Here is an 11,814-nt window from a genome sequence, read left to right on the forward strand (position 1 = left end):
ATTCCCCAAATGCACTTGCTTCAAGGCCTGCCAGGCGGCGAAATCGTTCGCCTGTCCTCCGTTCGGTGAAGCCTCATGTCCCAACCCAAACCCGTGCGCAACGTGCTGTACATCATGTGCGACCAACTGCGCCGCGATTACCTTTCGTGCTATGGCCATGCCCATCTGCACACCCCCAACATCGATCGCCTGGCCGCCGCCGGCGTGCGCTTCAGCCGGGCCTACACCCAGGGCACGATTTGCGGCCCGTCGCGGATGTCGGCCTATACCGGGCGCTATGTCAGCAGCCATCAGGTGGCCTGGAACGCCGTGCCACTGCCCCTGGAAGAACTGACTATCGGTGACTATTTGCGGCCCCACGGCATCCGCACCGCACTGGTGGGCAAGACCCACGCCACGCCCAATCTCGAAGCCCTGCAACGCCTGGACATCGACCCTGACAGTGCCCAGGCCCAACCGCTGAATGAGGTGGGCTTCGAAGCCTATTTCCGTCACGACGGCATCTTCCCCGACAGCCCGCTGTTCACCGAAAAACGTGAATCCGCGCCCTACACCCACTACCTGCGCGAACGGGGCTACGACGGCACCAATCCATGGCACGAATGGGCGAATGCGGCTGCCGGCGAATCTGGGGAAATCCTCAGCGGCTGGCACATGCGCAACGCTCACCTGCCGGCGCGGGTGGACGAACAGCACTCGGAAACCGTCTACACCACCGACCGCGCCATCGACTTCATCACCGAGCAAGGTGAGCAACCGTGGTGCCTGCACCTGTCGTACATCAAGCCGCACTGGCCCTACATCGCCCCGGCGCCGTACCACGCGTTGTATACGGCTGAGCATGTACAGGCACCGATTCGGCCAGCGCCTGGAAAGGAAAGTGATCACCCGGTGTACCACGCTTTCCGCCAGCACCAGGAGAGCCTGAATTTTTCCCGGGATGAAGTGCGACTTAACGTGATCCCGACCTACATGGGCCTGATCAAGCAGGTGGACGATCAACTCGGCCGGCTATTTGATTTTCTCGAAAGCAATGGCCGCTGGGACGACACATTGATCGTGTTTACCAGCGATCACGGCGACTTCCTCGGCGATCATTTCCTCGGTGAAAAGGAATTCCTGCTGGAGCCCGCCGTAGGCATCCCGCTGATCGTGCGCGACCCTCGGGCTGCCGCCGATATCAGCCGTGGCTCGGTGGACGAGCGCCTGGTGGAAACCATCGATGCGCTGCCGACATTCCTGCAAGCGCTGGGATTACCCGGTGCCGAACACCGCCTGGAAGGCCGCTCGCTGATTCCGCTGCTGCACGGTGAAAACATCACCTGGCGCCGCTACGCCATCGCCGAATACGACTACGCCTTCCAGGCCCCGGCCCGGGAACGCCTCGACCAACCCATCGACCGCTGTCGCATGACCATGGTGCGCAGCGAACGCTGGAAATACCTGGCCTACGACGGTTACCGCGCGCAGTTGTTCGACTTGCAGAATGACCCGCAGGAATTGCACGACCTGGGTACCGACCCGGCGCACGCGGATGTGCGCGAGGCGCATCGGGGTTATCTGTTTGAATGGCTGCGAGGCTTGAAACGGCGCACCACCATCAGCCACGCCGAGATTGATCTGCGTGGCCAACGGTTCAGGTATGGAGAGCCGGAAGCGGAGAAGGTGGTGCAGATCGGGGTCTGGTGACCCGAAACGACCGATAAGCTTTTGTGGCGAGGGAGCTTGCTCCCGCGCCACAGGCGTTTGCGTTGAAGTTATAGACCGCGGGTGGTCTGGCTACGCTGCCCCTGCACACTCACCGGTACATCGCCCTTGAGCGTTACCCGGCGCACGATGCGTTCCTGGGTGCCGTAGTCGTCCACTGCGTAATGCTGGGTGGCGCGGTTGTCCCAGATCGCCACGTCGCCGGTGTTCCAGCGCCAGCGCACGGTGTTTTCCAGGCGCGTGACATGGCTTTGCAGGAGGTTGAACAGGTGCGCCGAATCCACCTGTGAATAGCCCTTCAGGCGTTTGACGAAGTGTCCCAGCAGCAGGGTCTTTTCGCCGCTGACCGGGTGCACGCGCACCACCGGGTGCTCGGTCTCGTAGACCGTCGAGGTGAAGATCTTGCGGTACTCCTCCAGCTTCTCCGGCGACACATCCGGCTTGCGCGCGGCGTAGTCGTATTCATTGCTGTGCACGGCCCAGAGCTTGTCCGCCAGCTCCCGCAGTTCGGCGTTCAGGTCGTTGTAGGCCGCCGCGGTGTTGGCCCAGACGGTGTCGCCACCGGAGGCTGGCGCCAGCACCGAACGCAGGATCGAGGCCTTCGGGTAGGCATCGACGAAGGTCACGTCGGTGTGCCACGAGTTGGCGCGCTGGCCACGGGCACCGTCCAGTTCCAGCAGGAACCGCGTGCCGTCGCGCACCGGTACGGTGGGGTGGGCAATCGGCTCGCCAAGCAAGTGGGCGAAGGCTTCCTGGCTCTGGTCATCAAGGTGGGTCTGCTCGCGGAAGAAGATCACCTTGTACTGCGCCAGCGCCTGCTGGATGGCTTCCACTGTGGCGGCGTCCAGCCCGCCGGATAACGTGATGCCACGGATCTCGGCGCCGATGCGTCCGGCCACCGGGTGGATATCCAGCGCCAGGGCGACGGGTTGAACAGCTAGTGCGGCGTTGCTCATGGTGATGACCCTCATGTGCCAGCTTTCGGTTGGGAGTAGCGTGCAACAACGCTCTATTCATATGCATTTTAGGTCTAGCAAATGAACGTATGCTTCGTTGACGGAATAAGAGCTTGCATTTAAAACCTCAGCTCCCCCGGTCGCAAATGCCTTCGACCTATTTTTCAAATGCCAGGAAAGCATATGGATCTTCGCCAACTGCGCTACTTCATTGCCCTCAACGAACACCGCAGTTTTGTGCGTGCCGCCGACGCCATGGGCATCACCCAACCGGCGTTCAGCCGCAGCATCCAGGGGCTGGAACAGGAGTTCGGCTGCGTGCTGGTGGACCGGGGCAACAAGGACCTGCGCCCCACGCCCGAAGGCCAGGTGGTGCTTCAACATGCGCTGACCCTGGTGCACGGCGCGGCGTTGTTGAGCAGCGAAGTCACGCGCATGACCAAGCTGGATGCGGGCGAATTACGCTTCGGTTGCGGCCCGGCGCCGGCGGTGAAACTGGTGCCGGATGCGGTGGCGCGCTTTATCACCGCGCACCCGAAAATCCGCACCAGTTTCCAGGTGGATAACTGGGAAAAACTCAGCCGCAGCCTGAGCCGCGAAGAGATCGAATTTTTTATCGCCGACATCCGCCAGTTCGAGTCCGACCCGAACTTTCAGACCCGGCCGCTGACGCCCAAACGCGGGGTGTTTTTCTGCCGGCCGGGGCACCCGCTGCTGGCCAAGGACAGCCTGTCGACCAACGACATGTTCGATTACCCGTTGGCCGCGCCGCTGATTTCCCAAGGCACTCGCAAACTGTTGGCGAATCTCAGCGGGCGCATGGATTTCTCACCGAGCATTCACACCGAACACTTCCCGGCCCTGGTGAAGATCGTGTTGCAGTCCAATGCCATTGGCGTGGGCACCGAGGAGGCGTTTGCCGAGGACATTGCCAAAGGCAAACTGGTGCTGCTGCACTGGCGCAACCTGCCGCAAAACCTCGAGAGCCTGAATGCCCGTTGCGGGATCGTCAGCCGCACCGGCTTTCGCTTGTCGCCGGCGGCCAAGGCGATGATCGAGACGCTGGTGGCAGTGGATCAACACGAAGTAAGTGTGGCGGTCTAGCGCACCGCCCCACTCACCTCCCACGTAGCTTGCATTAGGGGGCTTCAGATGCCGGCGGCCGCCAACTTCGGCGCCACCCAATCGCTCACCTGGAACGGCTTGCGGATCAACCGTTGCTGCGATGCCAGATCCACTTTGTCCTGCAACTTGGCGAGGAACACCGGGTCGAGGGTCGACGGGAAAATCTCGCTGAGTTTCTGGTCTTTCAAATCATTGGTCAGGATCACCGGTGGATAACTCGCCAGCCCCGACACCAACTGGATGTAGGCCTGCTTGTTGTTGTCATCGGTCAGCCATTGCACCGCTTGCTGCTGCGCCTTGAGCAACGTGGCCACGGCTTCAGGATGCTCATCGACAAACTTGCCGCTGCCCACCAGCACACTCTGGATACTGCCGGCGTCGCCCAGGTCCTTGGTGCTCAGCGGGATTTCGGCCAGGCCCTTGGCTTGCAACGCGCTCAGGCCCGAACTGCCCCAGGTCGCGTCGATCTGCTTGGCGGCCAGTGCGGCGACGGCAGCGTTGAAGTCCAGGTTGATGACTTTCAGGTCTTTTTCACTCAAGCCCTGGCTGGCCAGAGCGCTGTCGAATGACAGTTGGCTGGCAGTGCCGCGGAACACCGCAACGCGCTTGCCCTTGAGATCCTGCAGGGTCTTGATGCCCGAACCCGGCACCACCCCCAGGTAATGTTTGACGCCTCGGGCGCTGGCACTCAACAGGCGCGTGTCGAGGCCGTTGGATTTGCCGATGATTGCCGCCAGGTCGCCCAGATAGGCCAGGTCCACCTGGCCATTGGCGAAGGCTTCATTGATCACGGGGCCCGCGCCCTTGAAGAAATTCCACTGGATCTTGATGCCCCGGTCGGCGAAAGCCTTTTCAAAAATCTGCTGTTGGCGCAGCACGTCCACTACACCCCCGCCGCTGTGTTGAGTACCGGCGGTGAGGTCGGGCACGGCGATGCGAATTTCCTTGAGGTCGGCAGCCTGCACCAGCCCGGCCAACGCCGTGCCGGCAACCAGTGTGATCAAGCGTTTGAAGGGCAGCTTCATAGGGGGTGCTCCTGAGGGCGGCGGTAGCCTGGGGAGCAGAAAGTAGGCATAAGCGGATCAAAACTTTAAATACTATAAATTCACAATTTAATAGCTTTCAGATCTATAGGCAGCCAAACGCAGGCCCCAGAAGGCTATGCATCAACAGCATGGAAAATATTCTTCAAATGCATTGGATGCGTATCGGGTAGCGGCTTTAAATGGTTTTTCTTATCCCTAAATCGTCTTGATTGTTTGTTTATAAGATCAAAAAAACATAAAGCCCACCGGACAACGGAGGTCATCCATGGCCCGAATCTCGCTGTTGAGCCTGCCACTGGCGGCCCCTGCCCAAGGGCGGCAGCCACTTTGGCCGCACTTGGGCGACCGCCTGTTGCCCTGGCTGCTGCCGCTGGTGTTGTTCGCGCTGTGGTGGTTGGCCAGCCGCAATCATTGGATGAGCGAGCAGATTCTGCCCGCCCCGTCGCTGGTCTGGAGCAGCGCGGTGGAGTTGGCCGGCGGCGAATTATGGAGCCACTTGGCGATCAGCCTGCAACGGCTGTTCTGGGGCTTGCTGGCGGGGGTGAGTGCCGGTGCATTGCTGGGGGCGCTGCTGGGTTTCAGTCCCCGAGCCGAGCGCCTGGTGTTCCCGACGTTCAGCGCTTTGTCGCAAGTCCCGACCCTGGCCTGGATCCCGCTGTTCATGGTGTTTTTCGGGATAGGCGAAACCCTCAAGCTGGTGGTGCTGGTCAAGGCGATTGTGGTGCCGGTCACCCTGCATACGCTGGTGGGGGTGCGCGACGCCCAGCCCGGCCTGCGTGAAGCCGCACGGGTGCTGCGCCTGCCTTCTCACTTGTTGATCCGTCGCCTGATTCTGCCGGCCGCACTGCCGGCGTTCATGGCCGGTGTGCGCCTGGCCCTGGCCGCCGGCTGGACCTCGTTGCTGGCCGTGGAACTGCTGGCCTCCAGTGAGGGCATCGGCTACCTGATGGTCTGGGCGCGGCAACTGTTCATGCTGGATATCGTCTTCGTGTGCATCGTGGTGATCGGCGTGCTGGGCGTGGTCATGGACCGCGGCGTCGGCTGGCTGGACCGCAAGTGGGTGCACTGGCCGCATCCGGCCACCGCACAGATTCGCCGTGGCCCGCGCTACCAAAGCTGGCAACGCCTGCAACCATGGCTGCTGCCGCTGGGTTTAGTAGCGCTGTGGCAACTGGCAACACAGCAAGCCTGGGTGGATCCGAACATCCTGGTCAGCCCATGGGCAGTCCTGCAAACCACCGTGGCCGGAGTGCTGGACATGAGCCTGGTCAGCGCCCTGGCCCTGAGCCTCGGGCGCACCTTGGGCGGCTTGGTGCTAGGCGGCGGCCTGGGCTTCCTCGTGGGCTTGCTGCTGGGCCTGTCGCGCACCAGTGAACGGCTGCTCGGCCCAACCCTCGCCGCCCTGCGCCAGATTGCGATTTTCGCCTGGGTACCGCTGCTCACCGCCTGGTTCGGCCTCGGCGAACTGGCCAAGTGGGTGTTCATCGCCCTGGCCGCGTTCTTTCCGCTGTTTATCGCCACCCAACGCAGCGTGCTCAATCTGTCGCCGCAACTGAATGAAGCCGCCCAGGTCTTGCGCTTGAGCCTCGGCCAGCGCCTGCGTCAGCTGGTGCTGCCGGGTGCGGCTGCGGGGATTTTTGCCGGCCTGCGCCTGAGCCTGATCTACGCCTGGCTGGGCACCATCGGCGCTGAATATTTCATGCCGTCCAACGGCGGCATCGGCAGCCTGATGATCGGTGCCCAGCAACTGCTGCGCATGGACCTGATCATGAGCGGCATGCTCCTGGTTGGCCTCACCGGCGCCGCTCTCAACCTTATCGGCCAACGCATCGAAACCCGCGCCACGCGCTGGAGACACGCATGAACGCACCTATCGTCAGCTTCGCCCATGTGGGCAAATCCTTTGATGTCGACGGCTTCGAACTGGAGGCCATCCGCGAATTCAACCTGGATATTGCCGAAGGTGAATTCGTCGCCATCGTCGGCTCCAGCGGCTGTGGAAAATCCACCCTGCTGCGCTTGCTGGTGGGCCTCGACACGCAGTTTCGAGGACAGATCAGCGTCGATGGCAAGGCCGTCAGCGGCATCGGTGGCGAGCGCGGCATCGTGTTCCAGGAACACCGTCTGTTCCCTTGGCTGACGGTGGAAGAAAACATCGGCCTGGGCCTGGTCAACGGGCCCCTGAGCGCCGCCGAAAAACAGCAGCGCATTGGCGATTTTATCGAGCTGGTGGGCCTTACCGACTTCACCCGCGCCTACCCGCACCAGCTGTCCGGCGGCATGGCGCAACGGGTGGCGATTGCCCGCGGCCTGGTGGCCAGCCCGCGCATCCTGCTGCTGGACGAACCCTTCGGCGCCCTCGACGCCCTGACCCGCCAGCAGATGCAGGACGAGCTGCTGGCCATCCGCGCACGGGCGAAAATCACCACGATCCTGGTGACCCACGATGTGGAAGAAGCGATTTTTCTCGCCGACCGCGTCGTTGTGATGGAACCCCGTCCAGGGCGGATCAAGCAGGTAGTGGACATCGCCCTGCCCCATCCGCGCCAGCGCAGCAGCTTCGACTTCCACCAGTTGCGTGAAGAACTGCTGCACGAACTGATCAGCGACGACCACTACCAGCCACCGGTGCGCGAGCAGATCCGCAACCTGCCCCTGGCCTTTATTGCCTGCTAACGAGGAGCGTATTGATGCCGCAACGTCCCAACTTTTTAGTGATCCTGGCCGATGACATGGGCTTCTCCGACCTCGGAGCCTTCGGCGGCGAAATCGCCACGCCGCACCTCGATGCCCTGGCACTCAACGGCCTGCGCCTGACCGACTTCCACACCGCGCCCACCTGCTCGCCGACCCGCTCGATGCTGCTCACCGGCACCGACCACCATATCGCCGGGATCGGCACCATGGCCGAGGCGCTCACCCCGGAGCTGATCGGCAAACCGGGCTACGAGGGCTACCTCAACGACAAAGTGGTCGCCCTGCCGGAGCTGCTGCGCGACGCCAGTTACCAGACCCTGATGAGCGGCAAATGGCACCTGGGCCTGACCGCCGAGCTGGCGCCCCATGCCCGGGGTTTCGAGCGTTCGTTCTCGCTGTTGCCGGGGGCGGCCAACCACTATGGGTTCGAACCGACCTACGACGACACCACGCCAGGGCTGCTCAAATCCACCCCGGCGCTGTACATCGAGGACGACACCTTCGTCGAACAGTTGCCCAAGGATTTCTATTCCTCCGACGCCTTTGGCGACAAGCTGCTGCAGTACCTCAAGGAACGGGACCAGACCCGGCCGTTCTTCGCTTACCTGCCGTTTTCTGCCCCGCACTGGCCGTTGCAGGCCCCCGCAGAGATCGTCGACAAATACCGTGGCCGCTACGATGCCGGCCCCGAAGTGTTGCGCCTGGAACGCCTGGAAAAACTCAAGGCGCTGGGGCTGATCGATGCGGATGTGGAACCCCATCCGTTGATCGAATTGAACACCCAGTGGGCGGCCCTGAGCGACGAGCAACGCCAGGTGTCGGCGCGGGCGATGGAAGTGTATGCAGCGATGGTCGAGCGCATGGACTGGAACATCGGCCGGGTGGTCGAGTACCTGCGCAAACAAGGGCAACTGGACAACACCTTTATCCTGTTCATGTCGGATAACGGTGCCGAAGGTGCCCTGCTGGAAGCCTTCCCCAAATTCGGCCCGGAGCTGCTGACCTACCTCAACCAGCATTACGACAACCGCCTGGAGAACATCGGCCGCGCCAATTCCTACGTGTGGTACGGCCCGGCCTGGGCTCAAGTCGCAACCGCGCCGTCACGGCTGTTCAAGGCGTTTACCACCGAAGGCGGGATCCGCGTGCCGGCGCTGGTGCATTACCCGCAGTTGTCCCTCAAGGGCCGGATCAGCCATGGCTTCGGCACGGTGATGGACATCACGCCGACCATCCTCGACCTCGCCGGCGTGCGCCATCCAGGCAAACAGTGGCGCGGTAAACCGGTTGCGCCGTTGCGTGGCAAGTCGTGGCTGGGGTTCCTGTCCGGCGAGACCGAACAGGTGCATGACGAACACACCGTCACCGGCTGGGAGCTGTTTGGCCGCCGGGCGATTCGCCAGGGCCAATGGAAAGCCGTGTACATCCCGGGCCCCGTGGGGCCTGCCACCTGGCAACTGTACGACCTGGGCCAGGACCCCGGCGAAATCCATGACCTTGCCCAAAGCCACCCGCAAAAGCTGGCGACCCTGATCGGCCACTGGCAGCAGTACGTCGAAGAGACCGGGGTGATCCTCAGCGCGTCGCCGTTTCAGCCGGATTGATCGCCACCGATGAATGGGCCGCGCGCTCAAACCGATTGGCCCGGGCAAACGTGCCGAAATCGTTGAAGCGCACGCCCATCTCAGCCATCACCTTGTGCGCCGTTTTCACCGTCATCTGACGGATGTAGAACGGCTCCTTGACCACGAAATGATGAATCCCGTGGGTGCTGCCGAAGTTGAAGCAGAACGCCTGCAACGGCCACAGCCACCACGGGTTGAGCACCTGGGTTTGCTGGATCACATTGCCCGGCTCGATGTCACCGTAGTAGTGCATGTTGGAACTGACAAAGTGCAGGCAAAAGGTGCGCAGCACATTGGGGCCGATGATCACCACGGCGGCGATGTCGACGATGTGCATCACTGCCAGGGTGTTGGCTGACCAGTCGATTGGCGCGCCCAGCAGGCTGGCGATGCCATTGGCGGCATGAAAGCCCAGGAACACATACCACGCGCCCCAATGCAGCAGTGCCAACGGCGCATAGACCAGCGCCGTGCGCTTGAGAATGCCCAGCTTGTGCTTCCAGGTCGGTGCCCGCAGCACCCGGATCAGCGCCGACATGATGTTGTCGCCGACCATCAGCAAGCGTGCCAGGCCCCACGGTTCACCGTTGGTGATTGCGCGCTCTTCGATGTCGGTTTCGCTGCCGGAAACCTTGTGATGATTGAGGTGGATATGGCGCCGTACCCAGGGGTTGATGGTGCTGGGCCGCGCCAGCCACACCAGGCCCATCATCAGGTTGTGGGGCAGGCGCTGCTTGCGAAAGTACATGCTGTGGATCAGGTCGTGTTCCAGCTCGTGGGTCAGCGACGCCAGGAACGCGTTCAGCAGCAGGCACACCCACCACGCCATGTGCCCGGTGATATACAGCGCCGCCGAACCCAGCATGCCCATCAGGGCAAAGGTCAGGATGCCCGCGCCCAACGCGTCCTGATGCAGCAGCCAGGGGTGGCGCTGACGCAATAACTGACCCTCGGCCAGCACCACTTCACGAATATGCGCTGAACGCTGTTGTGCGTTCATCTGCCGGGGGCTTGCAGAAGTACCGTCCATGCTTCCATCCTCTGTCTTATTGATGCGTACATCCTGCCCTATGCGATCTGGCGGGACGCTAGCCCCACACGCCAACCTGTTGACCGCAAGCGCCAATCAACATGACCGAACCGACCTCCCTCGCCAGCTGGACCCGCGCCCTGCGCAAGCAGCTCGACGCCCTGGGCCTCGACAGCGCCGCGTTGTGCGCCCAGGCGGGGCTTGACCCGCAGTTGATGGACGATCCCAACGCACGTTATCCGTTGTCGGCCACCACGCGCCTGTGGGAACTGGCGGTGCAGGCCAGTGGCGACCCGGCGATTGGTTTGCGGGTGTCGCGGTTTGTCAGCCCCACCACGTTCCATGCGCTGGGTTATGCGCTGGTGGCCAGCGGCAGCCTGCGGGAAGTGTTCGAGCGGATCGTGCGCTATCACCAGGTGGTCAGCGACGCCCTGAGCCTGGAGCTTAGCCGGGAGGGCGAACGTTACCGCTTTCGCCTGCAACAGCCTGCCGGCACACCCGCGCCAGCGTTTGAAGCGATTGATGCGTTCGCCGCGATTTACGTGCGCACTTGCCGCAATCGACTGGGGCGCGAATATGCGCCGCTGGCGGTGTACCTGCGGCGGCCCGAGCCGGCCGATCCCAAGCCGTGGCACACGGTGTTTCGTGCACCCGTGTTTTTCGCCGCCGAGGAAGACCGTCTGGAATTCGCCGCCCAGGACTTTGACAGTCACCTGGACGATGCAAACCCGGAGTTGGCCGAACACAACGAAACCGTGCTCAAGCGCACCTTGGCGCAACTGCGGCCGCTGACCTGGGAGCGCAAGGTGCGTTCGGCCATCGAAGCGCAGTTACCTGACGGTGAACCGAGCGCCGAGCGCATCGCCCAGGCGTTGCATTTGAGTTTGCGCAGCTTGCAGCGGCACTTGGCGGACGAGGGCTGCCGGTTTGATGCGCTGCTCAATGAGTGCCGGGAGAACCTCGCGCTGCTGCACCTGCGGGATCCCGAGTGTTCGCTGGCGGAGATCAGTCATTTGCTGGGGTTTGCCGATACCAGCAGCTTCAACCGGGCGTTCAAGCGCTGGACCGGGATCACGCCGGGGCAGTTTCGGGATGGGTTGAGGTAGCTGGAGTTGCGGTGGCTGTAAGGGCCTCTTCGCGGGCAAGCCCGCTCCCACTTTTGACCGAGTACATCCTTTGGAATGCGGTCAAATGTGGGAGCGGGCTTGCTCGCGAAAGCGGTCGATCAAACACCACAAAAGCCAGAATCAGTCAGCGCCCCCGATCCCGCCTCAACACCTTCTTCACCCGCGCCACCAACGCCCGGGCCTCAAACGGCTTGAGCAAATAATCGTCCTCATGCAATTCCAACCCACGCAGCCGGTCTTCAATCCCGTCGGGAGTGGTCAAGAACAGCATCGGCGTCTCACCCTTCAACCGAATCGCCTGCTGCAGCTTCCAGGCATTCAGCCCCGGCAGCATCACATCCAGGATCACCAGGTCGTATTCGGTGCTTTCCACAAAGCGCAGGGCCGCCATGCCGTTGGCCGCCACCTCCACCGTGTAACTGGCCTCTTCAAGACTGCGGCCCATCGCCTCGGCCGCCTCTGACTCGTGTTCCACTAGCAGGACGCGCATAACACACCTCG

Annotated in this window: 10 protein-coding genes; 6 read left to right on the forward strand and 4 right to left on the reverse strand. The window is 62.5% G+C overall.

Going from position 1 to position 11,814, the window contains the following annotated elements; genetic code table 11:
- Positions 1-75 precede the first annotated feature (75 nt).
- The gene (locus tag JFU58_RS31705) at positions 76-1,689 is read left to right on the forward strand and encodes an alkaline phosphatase family protein (protein ID WP_201143081.1); all 1,614 of its coding nucleotides are present in this window, start codon (positions 76-78) and stop codon (positions 1,687-1,689) included.
- Between the two features lie 68 nt (positions 1,690-1,757).
- On the opposite strand, the gene JFU58_RS31710 is transcribed toward JFU58_RS31705, so the two are convergent.
- Positions 1,758-2,663, reverse strand: coding sequence for a TauD/TfdA dioxygenase family protein (locus tag JFU58_RS31710; protein ID WP_201143082.1), 906 nt, complete (start codon positions 2,661-2,663; stop codon positions 1,758-1,760).
- Between the two features lie 183 nt (positions 2,664-2,846).
- Between JFU58_RS31710 and JFU58_RS31715 the strand changes: the two genes are divergently transcribed.
- The gene (locus tag JFU58_RS31715; RefSeq protein WP_063033624.1) at positions 2,847-3,767 is read left to right on the forward strand and encodes a LysR family transcriptional regulator; all 921 of its coding nucleotides are present in this window, start codon (positions 2,847-2,849) and stop codon (positions 3,765-3,767) included.
- Between the two features lie 44 nt (positions 3,768-3,811).
- Here the strand turns inward: JFU58_RS31715 and JFU58_RS31720 are convergent, their stop codons facing one another.
- The gene (locus tag JFU58_RS31720) at positions 3,812-4,813 is read right to left on the reverse strand and encodes an ABC transporter substrate-binding protein (protein WP_201143083.1); all 1,002 of its coding nucleotides are present in this window, start codon (positions 4,811-4,813) and stop codon (positions 3,812-3,814) included.
- Positions 4,814-5,099: 286 nt separating this feature from the next.
- Here JFU58_RS31720 and JFU58_RS31725 point away from each other — a divergent pair, with 286 nt between their 5' ends.
- Genes JFU58_RS31725 through JFU58_RS31735 form a run of 3 tightly spaced genes read left to right on the forward strand, consistent with a single transcriptional unit; the run spans position 5,100 to position 9,135 of the window.
- On the forward strand, positions 5,100-6,698 hold the full coding sequence (locus tag JFU58_RS31725) for an ABC transporter permease (RefSeq protein ID WP_201143084.1): 1,599 nt from the start codon (positions 5,100-5,102) through the stop codon (positions 6,696-6,698).
- Positions 6,695-7,510 carry an ABC transporter ATP-binding protein gene (locus JFU58_RS31730; RefSeq protein WP_201143085.1) on the forward strand — a complete coding sequence of 272 codons (816 nt, stop codon included), beginning with the start codon at positions 6,695-6,697 and terminating at the stop codon, positions 7,508-7,510. The genes JFU58_RS31725 and JFU58_RS31730 overlap by 4 nt, the downstream gene beginning before the upstream one ends.
- 14 nt (positions 7,511-7,524) lie before the next feature.
- Complete coding sequence (locus tag JFU58_RS31735) at positions 7,525-9,135, forward strand: arylsulfatase (RefSeq protein ID WP_201143086.1); 1,611 nt, start codon at positions 7,525-7,527, stop codon at positions 9,133-9,135.
- Here the strand turns inward: JFU58_RS31735 and JFU58_RS31740 are convergent.
- Positions 9,107-10,186 carry a fatty acid desaturase gene (locus JFU58_RS31740; RefSeq protein ID WP_093203009.1) on the reverse strand — a complete coding sequence of 360 codons (1,080 nt, stop codon included), beginning with the start codon at positions 10,184-10,186 and terminating at the stop codon, positions 9,107-9,109. The genes JFU58_RS31735 and JFU58_RS31740 overlap by 29 nt on opposite strands.
- Positions 10,187-10,287: 101 nt before the next feature.
- On the opposite strand from JFU58_RS31740, the gene JFU58_RS31745 reads away from it, so the two are divergent.
- On the forward strand, positions 10,288-11,292 hold the full coding sequence (locus JFU58_RS31745; RefSeq protein WP_201143087.1) for an AraC family transcriptional regulator: 1,005 nt from the start codon (positions 10,288-10,290) through the stop codon (positions 11,290-11,292).
- A gap of 145 nt (positions 11,293-11,437) precedes the next feature.
- Here JFU58_RS31745 and JFU58_RS31750 read toward each other — a convergent pair whose 3' ends face one another.
- The gene (locus JFU58_RS31750) at positions 11,438-11,803 is read right to left on the reverse strand and encodes a response regulator (RefSeq protein WP_003218132.1); all 366 of its coding nucleotides are present in this window, start codon (positions 11,801-11,803) and stop codon (positions 11,438-11,440) included.
- Between the last annotated feature and the right edge of the window lie 11 nt (positions 11,804-11,814).

Source organism: Pseudomonas sp. TH34, assembly GCF_016650865.1.
GTDB classification, from domain to species: domain Bacteria; phylum Pseudomonadota; class Gammaproteobacteria; order Pseudomonadales; family Pseudomonadaceae; genus Aquipseudomonas; species Aquipseudomonas yamanorum.

Bases quoted from the DNA above. Each gene is read 5' to 3' on its own strand.
- JFU58_RS31705 (WP_201143081.1), top strand. From the start codon at position 76: ATGTCCCAACCCAAACCCGTGCGCAACGTGCTGTACATCATGTGCGAC.
- JFU58_RS31710 (WP_201143082.1), bottom strand. From the start codon at position 2,663: ATGAGCAACGCCGCACTAGCTGTTCAACCCGTCGCCCTGGCGCTGGAT.
- JFU58_RS31715 (WP_063033624.1), top strand. From the start codon at position 2,847: ATGGATCTTCGCCAACTGCGCTACTTCATTGCCCTCAACGAACACCGC.
- JFU58_RS31720 (WP_201143083.1), bottom strand. From the start codon at position 4,813: ATGAAGCTGCCCTTCAAACGCTTGATCACACTGGTTGCCGGCACGGCG.
- JFU58_RS31725 (WP_201143084.1), top strand. From the start codon at position 5,100: ATGGCCCGAATCTCGCTGTTGAGCCTGCCACTGGCGGCCCCTGCCCAA.
- JFU58_RS31730 (WP_201143085.1), top strand. From the start codon at position 6,695: ATGAACGCACCTATCGTCAGCTTCGCCCATGTGGGCAAATCCTTTGAT.
- JFU58_RS31735 (WP_201143086.1), top strand. From the start codon at position 7,525: ATGCCGCAACGTCCCAACTTTTTAGTGATCCTGGCCGATGACATGGGC.
- JFU58_RS31740 (WP_093203009.1), bottom strand. From the start codon at position 10,186: ATGGACGGTACTTCTGCAAGCCCCCGGCAGATGAACGCACAACAGCGT.
- JFU58_RS31745 (WP_201143087.1), top strand. From the start codon at position 10,288: ATGACCGAACCGACCTCCCTCGCCAGCTGGACCCGCGCCCTGCGCAAG.
- JFU58_RS31750 (WP_003218132.1), bottom strand. From the start codon at position 11,803: ATGCGCGTCCTGCTAGTGGAACACGAGTCAGAGGCGGCCGAGGCGATG.